12 protein-coding genes and 1 pseudogene are annotated in these 15,397 nt (G+C 40.5%); 8 read left to right on the forward strand and 5 right to left on the reverse strand.

Features of this window, described 5'->3' with window-relative positions; translation table 11 throughout:
• Positions 1–10: 10 nt before the first annotated feature.
• Positions 11–812 (forward strand): annotated as a pseudogene (locus AC0T5Z_RS08370) (amidohydrolase family protein); the annotation flags it as partial.
• 87 nt (positions 813–899) lie between these two features.
• Here AC0T5Z_RS08370 and AC0T5Z_RS08375 read toward each other — a convergent pair.
• Positions 900–3,695, reverse strand: coding sequence for a M16 family metallopeptidase (locus tag AC0T5Z_RS08375; RefSeq protein ID WP_435337055.1), 2,796 nt, complete (start codon positions 3,693–3,695; stop codon positions 900–902).
• A 158-nt stretch (positions 3,696–3,853) separates the two neighbouring features.
• Positions 3,854–4,675 (reverse strand): PhzF family phenazine biosynthesis protein, encoded by an 822-nt coding sequence (locus AC0T5Z_RS08380; protein WP_435337054.1) that lies wholly within the window; start codon positions 4,673–4,675, stop codon positions 3,854–3,856.
• A 379-nt stretch (positions 4,676–5,054) separates the two neighbouring features.
• Between AC0T5Z_RS08380 and AC0T5Z_RS08385 the strand changes: the two genes are divergently transcribed.
• Entirely contained in the window at positions 5,055–5,339 is a 285-nt protein-coding gene (locus tag AC0T5Z_RS08385) for a type II toxin-antitoxin system Phd/YefM family antitoxin (RefSeq protein WP_435337053.1), read from the forward strand.
• A gap of 81 nt (positions 5,340–5,420) precedes the next feature.
• Positions 5,421–6,626: an IS256 family transposase gene (locus AC0T5Z_RS08390; protein ID WP_004973108.1), complete on the forward strand. Its 1,206-nt coding sequence runs from the start codon at positions 5,421–5,423 to the stop codon at positions 6,624–6,626.
• 66 nt (positions 6,627–6,692) lie between these two features.
• Here AC0T5Z_RS08390 and AC0T5Z_RS08395 read toward each other — a convergent pair whose 3' ends face one another.
• Positions 6,693–7,118 (reverse strand): surface-adhesin E family protein, encoded by a 426-nt coding sequence (locus tag AC0T5Z_RS08395; protein WP_435337837.1) that lies wholly within the window; start codon positions 7,116–7,118, stop codon positions 6,693–6,695.
• A gap of 406 nt (positions 7,119–7,524) precedes the next feature.
• Here AC0T5Z_RS08395 and AC0T5Z_RS08400 point away from each other — a divergent pair, with 406 nt between their 5' ends.
• Positions 7,525–8,310, forward strand: coding sequence for an rRNA large subunit pseudouridine synthase E (locus tag AC0T5Z_RS08400; protein WP_435337838.1), 786 nt, complete (start codon positions 7,525–7,527; stop codon positions 8,308–8,310).
• 44 nt (positions 8,311–8,354) lie between these two features.
• On the opposite strand, the gene AC0T5Z_RS08405 is transcribed toward AC0T5Z_RS08400, so the two are convergent.
• Positions 8,355–9,554, reverse strand: a complete 1,200-nt coding sequence (locus tag AC0T5Z_RS08405; protein ID WP_473786274.1) for a DUF4268 domain-containing protein — start codon at positions 9,552–9,554, stop codon at positions 8,355–8,357.
• Between the two features lie 88 nt (positions 9,555–9,642).
• Here AC0T5Z_RS08405 and tnpA point away from each other — a divergent pair, with 88 nt between their 5' ends.
• From tnpA to AC0T5Z_RS08420, 3 genes are all read left to right on the forward strand, one after another.
• Positions 9,643–10,026 carry an IS66-like element accessory protein TnpA gene (gene tnpA / locus AC0T5Z_RS08410; protein ID WP_473786275.1) on the forward strand — a complete coding sequence of 128 codons (384 nt, stop codon included), beginning with the start codon at positions 9,643–9,645 and terminating at the stop codon, positions 10,024–10,026.
• On the forward strand, positions 10,023–10,358 hold the full coding sequence (tnpB, locus tag AC0T5Z_RS08415) for an IS66 family insertion sequence element accessory protein TnpB (protein ID WP_000618091.1): 336 nt from the start codon (positions 10,023–10,025) through the stop codon (positions 10,356–10,358). Before tnpA ends, tnpB begins: the two co-directional genes overlap by 4 nt.
• 74 nt (positions 10,359–10,432) lie before the next feature.
• Positions 10,433–12,016 carry an IS66-like element ISAba25 family transposase gene (locus AC0T5Z_RS08420; protein WP_001094410.1) on the forward strand — a complete coding sequence of 528 codons (1,584 nt, stop codon included), beginning with the start codon at positions 10,433–10,435 and terminating at the stop codon, positions 12,014–12,016.
• A 118-nt stretch (positions 12,017–12,134) separates the two neighbouring features.
• Here AC0T5Z_RS08420 and AC0T5Z_RS08425 read toward each other — a convergent pair whose 3' ends face one another.
• Positions 12,135–13,838 carry a M61 family metallopeptidase gene (locus tag AC0T5Z_RS08425; protein ID WP_435337626.1) on the reverse strand — a complete coding sequence of 568 codons (1,704 nt, stop codon included), beginning with the start codon at positions 13,836–13,838 and terminating at the stop codon, positions 12,135–12,137.
• Between the two features lie 203 nt (positions 13,839–14,041).
• Here AC0T5Z_RS08425 and AC0T5Z_RS08430 point away from each other — a divergent pair, with 203 nt between their 5' ends.
• Positions 14,042–15,352: a D-alanyl-D-alanine carboxypeptidase family protein gene (locus AC0T5Z_RS08430; protein ID WP_435337627.1), complete on the forward strand. Its 1,311-nt coding sequence runs from the start codon at positions 14,042–14,044 to the stop codon at positions 15,350–15,352.
• Positions 15,353–15,397 lie beyond the last annotated feature (45 nt).

Here is a 15,397-nt window from a genome sequence, read left to right on the forward strand (position 1 = left end):
ATTTTTCAAATGGCATGACCATAAAGGCAAAGACGTAGTCGGTGAAACCGAATTTATAGAAAGTCTGGATTTTAAAAATAATGGTTTAGCTTTGGGCGCGATTGTCGCCACTGCAGACCCGCACGATTCTAATTTTTAAGAAAATTCTCAAATGACATCACAAAGCCTCTCCATATTTTCGTGGAATTCGTAAAATGGCAGCCGTGCATGAAGATCAAGGGATTTTTGCTTGGGCAGACGAACCACACTTATATCGGAACAAAAAGTTTCTAAAAGGTTTTGAAGCTTTAGCGCAATATAATTTAAGTTTTGATGCATGGACGTATTCGACCCAATTGGGTGATGTCTTGGCATTGGCCAAACAATTTCCAGAAACTTCTATTGTGCTTGACCATTTGGGCACACCCGCAGGACTGTTCGGGCAAGTTGGCACACATACAGGCGTGACCAAAACAGCACGAGAAAATATTCTATTTCGTTGGCAAGAAGATATTGCCGAGTTGGCACACTGCCCAAATGTTTACAGCAAAATTTCTGGCTTATTTATGCCTGTTTTAGGTCATCAATTTCACCTGCAAAAACGTGAAGCCTCGAAACAGGAAATTATAGATTTAACTGCACCACTGATTCAGCATGCCTTACAAAGCTTTGGAATATATCGGTTGATGCTTGCCTCAAATTTCCCAATGGATCGGGTGAATACCTCTTTGGTCAATTTAATTGATGCGACCAGTGATATTGTTGCGGCTTATCATCCAAATGCTTTGCAGCAAGTATTTCATCATAATGCCAAACAGTTTTATCGCTTTTAAAGCTTTAGCCAGTTGAGCATGGATAGAAAACTTACAAAAAAAACGCATCGAAATAGATGCATTTTTCTATCTGCGAAAATTAAATCTTTATTTAGAATACGGCTTTAACGGAAGCACTTCAAGATTGGCTTGTCCATACTGATCGGCGGCGACTTCAAGCAAATGTTCTAAGCGTAAATATTTCTGAATCACAGCATCTACATCGGCTTTAGTGAGCTTTGCCAACGCTTGATCACGCCGTTCACGATAGCGCAAATCACGACCTTGTTCTAATTGTGGCACCAACATACGGTGGATAGTGCGTTCATCTTCCAAAGCAGTCACACGTTTTTTCAAAATATCAGCTTTTGCAGCTTCAACTTCTTGCAAACTGACACCATCACGTTGCAAATCCTGGAACACTTTATGCACCGCCTGTGACACTTGAGTCGACTTGCCTGCACTGTATTGTGCAGAAATACTGAGTGCACCCGACTCTTCAAATTCACTTAAACTCAAACCACTACTAAAACCATAAACCAATGCATTTTTTTCACGTAATTCTTGCGCCAAACGTGAAGACAATTGCGATTCGCCCAAAATATAACTCAGCACCATCATGGCAGGTGTATCAGGATGATTCACGCCTAAAGGTAAGGTCAATAAACTTTGATAACTGCCAAACTCACGCTGTTCTGACAATACATGCAGCTTTTTTGCAGGATATGCTGTATAGGTTGAATCTAAGCGTTGATACGCTTCCGTGTTACGTGATTGCCCTAAACGCTGAACTAAAATTTTTTTAATTTGTTTCGGATCAAATTCACCTGTAATAGCAATATGTGCATGATTCATGGCAAAAAATTGACGATATAACTGCTGCACCTGCGCTTGGGTTGCAGCTTTCAGTTGTTGCTTCGCGAATTCAGGCTCAAAGTGATAGCGTAAATCGCCCTGCGGATAAATTTCAATTAAACGCGCCATAGTCAAAGCTGCCACAGTTTCAGGCTCGGTATAAGGTCGCTCTAAACTGGATAAACTTTGAGAACGAATTAAATCAAACTGACTTTGCTCAAAGCTTGGGTTTTGCATGACATCTAAAATAAAGTTAAAAAACGTCTCAAACTTTTCTTTTTTTGCCACAATCTGAATATGAATCGTATTGGCATCGGCTTGTGCAAAAGCTGAACCACCTGCTGCAATTGACTGATCGGCAATGTCTTGCAAGCTATGCTCTTGAGATGCACGCAGCAACAAATACGCAGTTAAATCCAGAATCTCACCCTGTTTAAATAATGATTGTGCCGTACCAAAATTCACTGAAATAGTGGCATAAGTTTTATCATCCCGCGTTGCAGTTGGAAATAATGCATACTTGGCACCATTTTTTAAGCTGCCACGCTGAATCTTTTTTTCATTTTGAATCAAAGCTTGTTTAGATTTTTGCACATAGTCTGTCACTTCTTGCTGATAACTTTGCACATCTTTCAACGGTGCAACAGGTACATCTTGCTGGTCTAAAGTTTTTGCTGTATTTGAATTATTTTTTTCTATAATTGCCTGTTTCTGATCTTCAGGTGTAGGCCGAATATCCCCTATTATGCGATGTTCTGCAGTAAAAAATTTTTTTAAACGCTGATTGAGCGTATCTACATTTAACTGTTGAATATCTTGTAAATCTTGCCAGTATTGTGTCCAGTCGCCCTGGTACGCCACTGCATAATCACTCAAGCGACCACCCAAAGCAACCGCATCATTCATCACACTGTCTGCCTGATTTTGAATCAGGTTTTTAACCCGTTGTAACTCGGCATCATCAAAGTTTTTTGCCTGTTCGATACTTTGATTCAAGCCAATTTGTACTTGCTTTGCATCATGATTGGGCGCATACAAAGCCCCCATCAGCACCAAATTAAAATCTTGATCTAACCATGTGCTGGACTGCACCATGGTACTTTTGCCTGTTTCTACCAGTCCTTGATACAAATGCCCACTCGGTTGCAAAGTATGTAAATAAGGTGACAATACCAAAGCTGTTTTGATCTTTTCGTCATTGCCATTTAAATACAGATTAAATTTGGCCAGTTGACTGCCCTTTTTTACCACGAAATTTCGTTGCTGAATTTTGTTACTCTCTAATCGTGGCACTTGTACTTGTTTGGGAATTTGCCGTGCTGTAATTGGACTAAAATGCTGATCAATTTGCTTGAGCACAGCGGCTTGATCAAACTTACCTGTCATCACCAAAATAGCATTATTCGGTGCATACCAAGTCCGATAAAATTGATTTAACTCCTGCATTTTAATGGATTGCAGTTCGTTTAAATCGCCAATGGGTAAACGTCCAAAATACTGATTGCCATAGGCCGTTTTCCACACCTGATCCAATAAGACTGAAAATGGCTGATCCATACGCACTTCGCGTTCACGCTTTACAATCTCAATTTCTGCAGGCACATATTTTTCCTGCATAACCAATTTATCCATGCGCTCCGCTTCAAGATAAATCATTTCATTGACTGCGCGTGTTTCAGGACGAATGATGTTAGTGTATTTGGTCGAGTAATAATCGGTGCTGGCATTGTGCATTAAACTATATTGATCTAAACGGCGCTGAAACTCTTCGGCAGGTACATTTTCTGTACCTTTAAATGCCAAATGTTCCAACAAGTGTGCCAAACCACCTTTGCCTTGTGGGTCATTGAGTGATCCTGTCAAATACACCATATTCATAAAGACTTTGTTTTCTTTTTGATTAGGTGCAAGAATGACACGCAAACCATTATCTATTTGATATTCTTGTATATCTTGTTTTGATTTAACTAAAACAGGCTGGGCAAAAACCACACCGTTGAATGCCAACACACATAAAGACAAGCTTAAGGTTTTCAAACGTAGCAACATTATTTTTCCGATAAATTTCATTTTATTTTTGACTGCTACAGCGCACAGTCATCACGCATTTTTGCCAAAACAGCTTAACAAGATGTACTTCTTTGAACAGTAAAAATTTGCAAAATTCAGGATTTAAATCAAACAACCAACGCACTGCCAAATTTGAATTAAAGCATAATTTCACCCTGTAGATATAACTGGGCATAACCTGAGATTTCGATGCGATCATTGGGCAAAATCTGGCAATACAGTACGCCACCTCGGGCTGAGGCCTGATATGCCACAAGTTCGGTTTGCTGCAATTTTTCTGCCCAAAGTGGTGCAATTGCAGTGTGAATTGACCCTGTAACAGGATCTTCTGCAATGCCCATAGCAGGAGCGAAATAACGCGATACGCAGTCATACTGTGTATTTGCAGAGGCAGTAATTGATACATCAACACTCGACTGTGCTGTGATAGCTGTACGTAATTGTCCCAATTGTTTTAATAATTCAAGATTCGGCTGTTCATTCAGCACATCTTGTACCGATTCATATTCCACAATATAAGCTTGTGCATTGATATAGACGTTTTTAAATGGTTTAGTCAAAGCTTGTCGTAAAATATCGGGATAATCTTCAACTTGCTGGGCAGCACGAATCGGGAAATTCATGCAAATTTTGCCATCTTGCTGTTGCTGAACTGTAAAAATCCCCAAATTTTTCACATGAAATTGAATTGTCTTTGCCTCGGTAAAATCCTTAAATAAAACAAAGCTGCTGGCAAGTGTCGCATGTCCACAAAAATCGACTTCTGTTGTGGGCGTAAACCAGCGAATTTCAAAGTTTTCCGCATCTATCATTTTGACAAAAGCGGTTTCAGACAGATTATTTTCCAATGCGATATTTTGCATTAAATCATCAGCTAACCATGTTTTGCTAACAAGTACGGCGGCAGGATTGCCTTTAAACAGTTCTTGGCTAAAAGCATCGACTTGATAGATTTTCATTAATGAACTCATGATCCTAAAAATATATACACTGATTTCATCTTAAGTTCTTTTCACTATAAGTGACTAGCCTATTTCTGTACTTTCAATCTACTAAGTGGTTTGATTTTGGATTAATTCGGCATAAAGCGAGCAGTAGTATCAGGTAATTATGTTATTCACTGCGATGCAAAGCTTTAAAATCCCCCTTCTTTATTCCAATATTTGATTAAGTAGAAGATTACTTGTCCAGCGTTTAATACGGCTTGATCTAGGAAAGACTGTCATTTGCATTCATTAGCTTTCATTTCGTAATAGCATCTTTATAGACCTATTAACTGGACTTGTATTAGGTCTTTAAATTGATAATATTGACTGTACATATTGTGGAGTGATGCTAATGAACAACATTATTCACAGTCGATTTGTGGCTAGTATTTCCAAGCTTAAAGAAAACCCAATGAAAGTCGTGAATGGAGGATTCGGTGAAGCTGTAGCTATTCTAGATAGAAATACCCCTGCTTTTTACTGTGTTCATGCTGAGTTGTATGAAGAAATGATGGACTTAATTGAAGATCGAGAGTTTATAAAACTGGCTGAAGAAGTTGATACTACAGAAACAGTAAAGGTATCTATTATTGACCTACGAGCCAGAGTTGGCAGACGCAGCTCTGAAGAAGTCTGATAAACTAAATCCACAAATTTTAGGTAGTGTTCAAAAAACTGTGTCATTTCCTTAAACTGTTAAAAACAGGAATGATGCATTATGGCAACTACATTTGATTTTGAAACAGCCTTAAAACAACTCCAGTCAGGACAAGCACTGACTGGAGAAAATGGCATACTCACCCCTTTAATTAAACAACTGACCGAAGCTGCTCTTGAAGCAGAAATCGAGAATTACATTGAAGCGAATCCGAAACAAGGTAATCGCCGCAATGGCTATACTCGCAAGACAGTAAAATCTACATCAGGTTCATTTGAGCTTGAAACCCCTAGAGATCGAAATGGTGAATTTGAGCCACAGTTAGTTAAAAAGAACCAGACCAAATTATCAGAAGAAATTGACAATAAAATCATATCACTCTATGCACTTGGTATGAGCTATCGTGATATTCAAAAGCATGTTGCTGATATGTATGGATTGGAGATTTCAGATGGTGCTATCACCAATATTACAGATAAGCTCCTCCCTCAGTTACAAGCATGGAAACAACGCCCACTCGATACAATTTATCCCTTTGTTTGGTTAGATGCCATACATTACAAAGTGAAGGATAAAGGTGTTTATGTGAGCAAAGCGATCTATACCATTTTAGCTTTAAATGTTGAAGGTAAGAAGGAACTACTCGGCTTGCATTTATCGGAAAGCGAAGGGGCGAACCATTGGCTTAGTGTACTGACAGACCTACAAAATCGTGGTGTTCAGGATATTCTGATTGCCTGTGTAGATGGACTAAAAGGTTTCCCCGAAGCCATAGCAGCGATTTACCCTCAAACAGAAATACAACTGTGTATCGTTCATCAAATTCGTAATTCTTTACGCTATGTTGCCAGTAAAGATCAGAAGGCATTTATGGCTGATTTAAAGCCAATTTACCGTGCTGATACCAAAGGGGCGGCAGAAGTAGCACTGGATGAGCTAGAAGAAAAATGGGGCGAAAAATATGGTGTGGTCATTCAGTCATGGCGTACCAAATGGCATCTACTATCCGCCTATTTCAAATACCCTAAAGCGATTAGGAAGCCGATTTACACCACCAATGCCGTTGAAGCCGTACATCGTCAATTCCGCAAACTAACCAAAACCAAAGGAGCTTTCCCCAATGAGGATAGTCTGATGAAATTACTGTATATTGGTATTCAACAGGCATCAGAAAAATGGACAATGCCTATTCAGGAATGGGGACAAACGATTACTCAATTATCCATTTACTTTGAAGGTCGATTAGATGATATAATTAAAATCTAGTCAAATTTACTGACACAGAATTTTGAACGCCCTCAAATTTTAGCCCCCCTATCTCAGATTGTGGCTTTATTTTTTGTATTTCTGCGCTTCATGATAAGCATCAATTAGCCTGCTTACCTTACAACTGTGTAGCATAATGCTTTCCGCAATGGTATCAGGAGCAACATGCCTAAAATTATAATCCTCTTTTCCACTCGATGTTCTGACAGTCCCGTCAGGGCTATAAGTGTAGGTTATTAGCGACAAAAGCCTATGTTTTCGGTTTCTGCAGTCATATTCAACTAGAGCCTTAGACTTTATCAATTCACCACCGTTCTTTCTCTTAATGGCTTTTGACCAAGATTGCGCACTACCCTTCTGCGCGTCTGTTGTAATTGTTTCCGAGTCTACAAAAAATTCCTCACCACTACTCGAAGTTGTTACCAACTTCCAGTCCGCAGAATAAGCTACTGATGAGACAAAAAGAAAAGCCAATGGTATTGTTTTTATCATTCCACTCGCCTCAAAAATAGAAAGATGGTAACATGAATATTGATTAATCAGTATCTAATCAATTCGTGATCTGCTGCATTTCTACAGGAGATACCCTACGAGCTTTAGCGCCCTATACCATTTCAGTAGCGCAGCCCTATTGTATTGGCTATTGAAAAGACAAGTTTCACACATTAGTCAATTCAGGCGATATTAAGCAGCCAACACGTCTTTATGACAAAGATATATTTAGTATCCATCTTACATGAAGAATAAAGTTGAAGAACACAAAACAGAATCTGTTATGATAACTCACACTTAGTGGGCTTCTCTTTATCAGCTTTTACCCTTCATCTCCCAAAATGGGTAACTAAACGGGTAACTCGAAAACCACAACAAAATATATTTAATTTTTTAGTAGGTTACAGTGAAAATCGTTATCCTAAATAAACCATATGACGTTCTCTCCCAATTCCGTGAAGATGAAAAACATCTTACCATGTCTGCTTTTGTTGATGATCCAGACTTACGTTTAGCTGGGCGTTTAGATATGGATTCGGAAGGCTTGGTATTCCTAACCGATCATGGCGGCTTAAATCAGTTTATTACCAACCCTGCCAATAAAAAATACAAAACCTACTTGGTACAAGTCGAAGGTGATGTCACAGAAGAAGCCTTGGTACAACTACGCAAAGGTGTAGAGCTTAAAGATGGTATGACCTTACCTGCACAAGCACACAAAGTAGATGAACCAGAATGGTTATGGGAGCGTGATCCACCTGTCCGTTTCCGTGCTTCTGTACCAACCTCTTGGGTTGAAATATCAATTTGCGAAGGACGCAACCGTCAAGTACGCCGCATGACTGCTGCTGTTGGTTTTCCAACATTACGTTTGATTCGTACTAAAATTGGTTCAATCGACTTGGTACAACTTGGCTTGCAACCTGGCGAAACCAAAGAAATTGAACCGTTGTTGTATCCTGACTTTAAAGATATCCCTGCGGCAGAGCCATATCGCTCGCGTTCTTATGTAAAAAAACCAGGTGGTACGGGCGGCAAACCAATGCATCAGAAGAAAAATAAAGATGGTACGCCTAAGAAAAAATCTGGTACGCCACGTATTTGGCAAATGGAAGAAGGTGAAAAACCACGTCGTAAGACCAATGGTACAACACGCCCAAATACCAAAAGTCGTGGACGTCGGGCGCGTTAAGCTTCTATAAGATAAGGTCTTAAGTAATTTAAGGCCTTAACAAACTAAGTATTCTCACTTTCTAAATTACTCAGTTTTAAATGCTCATAAGCTCCTTGCATAAAAGGTTTAAAACTTATGTGCATTTTTTGAATATATTTTGAGTGCCACGCAAAATGACTTTCCCATAAATTTTGATCATAACTATCGACAGCTATTGAGTATTGAATGCGTGATGACTTTTTGCTATCCAATCTTAGCCACTCTAGTGCAGCCCCAAATTGCGCTTCAATTTGTGTCTTGTGCGACTCAAAATAATCAAAAAGCACTTTGTTTTCCCAAGCGCTTCCACGCCCCATAGAAAACTCAACACGTAACATTTTTTGTAAATAAATTAAAGTAAACGCACATCCAGAAATACCAGAACCTGTATTTAGCCAATGATCATCCTTAGGGCTAATATTGGTATACATATTATTGTGGGTTTTTTCAAAATATTCTAAAAGATGAGTCCAATACAAATATTTAATATCATCTTTATTATATTTTTTTTTAATACTTGATACTTCTTCTGCCTCTTTTCTACTTAAACGCACCATATATTCTGAAGCTTCTGGTACAGGAATAATTTGCTGAATCTGAATCAATAGTTGTGAATCCAGTAAATAGGGAACAACTTTGATACACTTTACATCTATACCACGATCTAACATCCAGAGTGCTGTACTTGTGACCTCTTTTCGAAAATCTCCAGCAACTAATATTAAACGCTGACTATTACGAGTATTTAAAGAGATTGGTGACATTTCATCATCCTGATACTCTTCAAGAAATTGATCAATTAATGATTTAGCTGTTAGTTTTAGTTTTTGTAAATCCGAGCCTTCCTCATTTATTTCAGAAAGCAATTTTTTATTTTTTAATAGATAGTTTGCATAAACTTCAATTATATCATCTACTGTAAATGGAGCGACATAAGAAGCATATTTAATTGCCTGCCAAACTACATCCTTACCAGTTTGATCTCTTTTATTTTCAATTAAAACTAAATTACCTTGTGTATCTAATGCTAATAAATCTAGACGTTCACCTGTTCCATCAAAGCCCGAAAACTCTTTTTGTATAATTAATAAAGGTTCACCTAAAGCCTGTGGATGGTGAGCTAACCACTCTTGTAAATCGTATCTTTCAGTAAGTTGTTGCTCACTCAATTTTGTTACAGGTAGTGGTGCTAATTGCTTTTTTTCGGTTTCAACTTTATACAAACGTAAGCGTCCGCTGAACACACCTTATGAATTCATCCTATAAGCCTTAATTTAGTCCCCACTTAAAAACAAGTGGGGACTAAAATTTATGACTACAAATCACCAGACATCCATCGCATCTCTTGCGAAAAAACGAAGAACATACAGTGCTGAATTTAAACAGCAGATCGTTCAGGCTTGTAAAGCACCGGACGTTTCAATTGCTTCGGTCGCTTTGCAACATGGATTGAATACAAATCTTGTATCCAAATGGATTCGCTTAATTGATGGTAAGCCAGGGAATGATCGCTCACCACTACCGAATAAACCTGCATTTATTGCCTTATCTTGCTCTGCACCATTAGATCCTACTCCTACTGACATGTTAAAGGTTCAAATTACTTTACCCCACTCAAAAGCAGAAATTGGCTTGAAATGGCAAGTATCAGAAATACCTGCCTTGGCAGAATTACTCAAGGCACTTGCAATATGATCCGCATTGATGAAATCTGGTTGTCTACTCAGCCCATGGACATGCGTGCAGGTATGGATACGACCATGGCTCAGGTGGTGAGAGCCTTTGGCTACATCAAACCGCATTGTGCTTACCTGTTCTGTAATAAACGTGGCCATCGCATGAAAGTGCTGGTACATGATGGATTGGGCATCTGGCTGTGTGCCCGGCGGCTGGAACAGGGCAAATTTCACTGGGCTCAAGTTCACCAAGGTGAAACCGTGGCCCTCAGCCCGGAACAGTTACAGGCATTAATCCAAGGTTTGCCCTGGCAGCGCATTGGACGACAGCAGGTGGTGACGATGCTTTAAACCAGGCTGTTCCATTCTGCTATTCTCCAAACGTTCTATTTCCTCTGCGTCATGACCTCAGGCATACTGCGGTCATGAATACGCTGCCTGACTTAAGCCAACTGACCCATGAACAACTGCTGGAATTCACCAGGCAGTTGGCGCTGCAGCATCAGTCTCTAGCACAATCAAACCAACAATTGGATGCCAAAGTTCAACATCTTTCTATTCTCAATCAAAAATACGAGCATGAACTGGCGCTGTTTAAAAAGCACAAATTCGCCCAAAGGAATGAACACTTAACGGCAAAACAAATCCATCTGTGGGATGAAGCGGTTGAAGAAGATATTGCCGCGGTTGATCTAGAACTGGAACGGCTAAATGCAGATAAAACCAATGCAGCGACACAGAAAGCCAAAACCAATAAACCTAAACGTCGACCACTGCCAGATCATCTACACACCATCCGTATTGAGCATGAACCTGCATCAACCCAATGTGCTTGTGGCTGCCAACTCCGTCGTATCGGCGAAGATGTCAGTGAAAAACTGCATTTCAGACCGGCACAGTTCTATAAGGAACAGCATGTGCGTGGTAAATGGGTCTGTGATCAGTGTGACACTCTGACTCAGCAAGCGATGCCCGCCTATGTGATTGATAAAGGCATTGCTTCACCTGAATTGCTCAGCCATGTGCTGGTATCGAAGTATGCCGATCATTTGCCGCTGTACCGTCAGCGCCTGATCTATCAGCGGGCTGGCATTGATCTGTCCAGATCCACTTTATCTGACTGGATAGGTCGCTGCGGTGTAGAACTGGAACCTCTGGCCAATGCCTTAAAAGAGGTGGTGCTGCAACAGCGGGTGCTGCATGCAGATGAAACACCGGTCACCATCATGCGGATGGGTGAGAATAATAAAAAACCGAAGAAAGGTTATGTCTGGGCCTATGCCACCACACAGTATAATCCAGTTCAGGCGGTGATCTATGACTTTCAGGATAGTCGTTCAGGCCAGCATGCTGAAGAGTTCTTGAAAGGCTGGCAGGGCTATCTAGTCTGTGATGATTACAGTGGTTATAAAGCACGTTTTAAATCAGGCCAGGTGATTGAGGTAGGGTGCATGGCCCATGCACGTCGTAAATTCCATGAACTGCATGTAACTGGGAAAAGTCAGGTTGCTGAACAGGCCTTAGTGCTGATTCAGAAACTGTATGCGATAGAAGCAGAACTCAGGAAAAAGACCGATGGTACAGCGGAAGACCGCCGCGAATACCGACAACAGCATAGTCAACCAGTGATGCAACAACTATATGAATGGCTCAACCAACATCATCTGACAGTGCCATCGAGTTCTCCCACCGCCAAGGCTATCAATTACACTCTGAAGCGTTGGCCAGCCTTAAGCCGCTATCTGGATGATGGCAATCTACCGATATGCAACAATTGGGTAGAGAATCAGATGCGTCCCTGGGCGTTGGGACGCAAGAACTGGCTGTTTGCAGGTTCGCTGCGCAGTGGTCAGCGAGCGGCAAACATCATGACTTTAATCCAGTCAGCAAAGCTGAATGGCTTGGATCCGTATGCCTATTTAAGTGATGTGCTGAAAAGGTTACCGACACACAAAGTGACCCAAATTGAAGAATTGCTGCCGCACTGCTGGAAACCTAAATCGAATTAAAAAATAGGTATGGGATTCAGCGGACGCTTACATACAAACTCATTTTTCACTCACACAAAATAATCTGATCAGATAAAAATAGATGCCGAAACATCCATTTTTATAGCTAAACCCTAAATCAGCCTTTTAACCACAATTCCACTTTCGCCTGATCTTGCAGTTTTAATTCAACTTCATGTAATTCGGTCTGCGCAGCTTTCACTTCAAAGGTCATCAACTCATCACGACGGAAAGCATGAACAGTATAAGCTGCATCTTGTTTAGCATATTGCTCAAGCGACTTTGTCGTAGCTTTTAAACCATCTATCGCAACAATCACGTCATGTGCAGAAAGCCCTGCTTTTGCAGCAGTACCTTCACGACGCGCAGCTTGTACCAACACCCCTTCAGGTTTATCTGTCACTTTCAGACCAAATGGCAAAGACTTGTCCTGCTTAAGCTGATACTGAATACCAAATTCAGGCAATAACTGATCTAAAGGCAATTCATCTGTCGTGTTGATTAAATGATGGATTTGCTCTGACCAATCATCTCCTGTCAATTCTTTACATAACTCAGAAATTGTACGCTCATGTACTTGAATGCCCTGTTGCGCATTGGCATACAATTTCTGCATTAAGGCATCTAAGCTTGAACCACGTAAGCGCAAGCCTAAATCTAAGCACAAAGCCACCAAACAGCCTTTGTTATAGTAGCTGGTTCCTGCATGATTCGAGTTTTCATCTTGACGATAGAACTTAACCCAAGCATCAAAACTAGATTCTGCCACCGTTTGAATCGCACGACCCGGATTTTGCAAATAACGATCAATTTGTGCTTTAAGCAGCTCCAAATAAGCCGCCTGATCAATCACACCGCTGCGCAGCAATAACAGATCATCGTAATAAGAAGTAAAGCCTTCAAAAATCCACAACAGTGATGTATAACCTTCCTGATTCAGGTCATAATTGACAAAGCTTTCAGGACGAATGAATTTCACCAACCAACTATGAAAATACTCATGGCTACACAGACCTAAAAAGCGCTGATAATCTTTAGAAGGTTGTTCAGGCTCGTTGGCTTTCGGCAAATCATCACGCGGTGTAATTAGACTAGTACTGTTTGGATGCTCTAAACCGCCATAACTATTGCCTGTTGCCATGGTCATAAAGGTATAGTTTTCAAATGGCGCAGAACCAAACATAGCAATTTGTGTAGCGCAGATTTTTTCAATATCTTGCTGCATACGCACAGCGTTCATCGCGTGTTTGCCCGATACCACAAATTCATGTGGAATATCTGCTGCGCTAAAACTAAAACGGGTTTGTTCTGCCAATTCAAACGGTGCATCAATCAGTTCGGCATAGTTTTTGGCTTTTAAGGTATAACGCCCTTTCACCAAACTTTTTGCTGCCAAACCTGTCGCAAGCTGAAAATGCTTCAGCTCGTCTGGTAAAAATAATTCAACTTCAATAGCTTTATCTTCTTGCCCATCTAAGCCCAAACAAGCACAGGCAGGATTGACATATAAACGCGTTTGATCGACATAAGCGCCACGCACCGACAAATCATAAGCGTAGACATCATATTCCACCGTAATCAATTCATGATCGGTATTAAATAAGCGCCATTTATTCTTTGCAAATTTCTGAATTTTGAGGATACGCCCCGCTTCATCATAAGCACGTACCGACTCAAGATGTTTGGAGAATTCACGAATTAAATAGCTGCCTGGAATCCAAGTAGGTAGTGATAAAACCTGAGTAGGATTAGCCAAAAAACGCACGGTGACATGCATAAGATGCTGACGATAATCGTCAAATTCGATTTGATAATGCAACATAATGGGCAATACAAAATGTATAAATAAAAACTTGGTAACAAGCTTAACATTTTTTTAGCAATTGATGCGTCAATGCGAGATTTGTCTGCATTTATGGCTAGCCATCTGAACAAAAAAGGCATAGCATTCCGTAGTCAATTGACATTTTTTTACTGCTTAAAACCATTGTGACACCAATGGATTGGTGTAAATAAGGAACTTCTTTGAAACGTGTTATCTATCTGATTGCGGCACTCTGCTGGCTATGCAGCGCAATCACGCATGCCGCATTATTGAATATTCAAGCTGAAAGTGTCGAAGCCGAAGCATGGGCAATTTTAGACCCACAATCTGGGCAAGTGATTGCAGAGCACAATAGTCACGTACAACGTGCACCTGCTTCACTCACTAAAATGATGGTGGCTTATATTGTGCTGAAAGATATTCAGGCAGGTAAATTAGACCGACATGAAATTTTGACCGCAACACCTGTGGTAGAACAAGTGATGTGGGATGAATCACAAATGTATCTAAAAGCAGGTGAGCAGATTTCGGTAGATCAATTATTGGCAGGCTTAATTATTATGTCTGCTAACGATGCTGCACTCACTTTAGGTGAACGTGTTGCAGGTGGTGTGCCGCAGTTTATTGCCCGAATGAATCAGGAAGCGCAAGCTTTGGGTATGCAAGACACACATTTTCAGAATCCGTCTGGTGTGACCATGCCAAACCATTATTCTTCTGCGGCAGATATGGCACGTTTGGCACAAGCGATTGTGACTGAAACACCCGATTATTTGGCTTATTCAAAACAGACCAGTTTTACCTATAATCAGCACTTTCACCGTGCGACCAATATTTTATTAAAACAAGACCCAAGTGTAGATGGATTAAAAACAGGCTTCACCAAAGCTGCAGGCTACAACCTTGCCCTAACCGCAAACCGCCCAACACTGGACAGTGATGCACCTGAACGTCGTTTGGTGGTGGTGGTGATGGGAACCAAGAGTGCGCAAAAACGCGCTGAGGTGGCACATCAATTATTAAATTTAGCCTATAGCTATACCCGTAATGAAGTCGCGATTAAACCCAAACAAATGATTGCAGAATTGCCTGTGGTGAAATCGACTTTACGCATGTTTAAGATTGAAAGCAGTCAGCCAAAGTTTGTAACGACATCACTGTATGAACAGCCACATGCAATTAACTTGGCGCAGTTTGATCAAAGCACTCAACGTCTACAACTTACGAATGCACAAGGTGGATTAGAAACACTTGAACCTGCACAGCGCACACAAACGCATGTCAATATTGAATTGTCTGAAAAATTGCTGACTGCGCCATTGGCACAGGTCATGAAACTGGCAACCGTACACGTTTATCAAAATAACCAATTGATTAACAGCTTTTCGATTGAAGAACAGGTCAACATTGTTGAAGCCAATATTTTTGAAAGAATCATGATGTGGTTTGGCAGTTTGTTTAATTTCTTTAGCCATCAACCTGTAGAAGATGAGAAAACTTCACTCGGTTAGAAGCCGATGATCCTCAAGAATTAAATATCACCAAGATGGGCAATG

This window comes from Acinetobacter pengchengensis, assembly GCF_982235305.1.

Coding starts and splice junctions, on each gene's coding strand:
- AC0T5Z_RS08395 (WP_435337837.1), bottom strand. CDS start 7,118: ATGATAAAAACAATACCATTGGCTTTTCTTTTTGTCTCATCAGTAGCT.
- tnpA (WP_473786275.1), top strand. CDS start 9,643: ATGACTACAAATCACCAGACATCCATCGCATCTCTTGCGAAAAAACGA.
- AC0T5Z_RS08385 (WP_435337053.1), top strand. CDS start 5,055: ATGAACAACATTATTCACAGTCGATTTGTGGCTAGTATTTCCAAGCTT.
- AC0T5Z_RS08390 (WP_004973108.1), top strand. CDS start 5,421: ATGGCAACTACATTTGATTTTGAAACAGCCTTAAAACAACTCCAGTCA.
- tnpB (WP_000618091.1), top strand. CDS start 10,023: ATGATCCGCATTGATGAAATCTGGTTGTCTACTCAGCCCATGGACATG.
- AC0T5Z_RS08425 (WP_435337626.1), bottom strand. CDS start 13,838: ATGTTGCATTATCAAATCGAATTTGACGATTATCGTCAGCATCTTATG.
- AC0T5Z_RS08420 (WP_001094410.1), top strand. CDS start 10,433: ATGAATACGCTGCCTGACTTAAGCCAACTGACCCATGAACAACTGCTG.
- AC0T5Z_RS08375 (WP_435337055.1), bottom strand. CDS start 3,695: ATGTTGCTACGTTTGAAAACCTTAAGCTTGTCTTTATGTGTGTTGGCA.
- AC0T5Z_RS08380 (WP_435337054.1), bottom strand. CDS start 4,675: ATGAAAATCTATCAAGTCGATGCTTTTAGCCAAGAACTGTTTAAAGGC.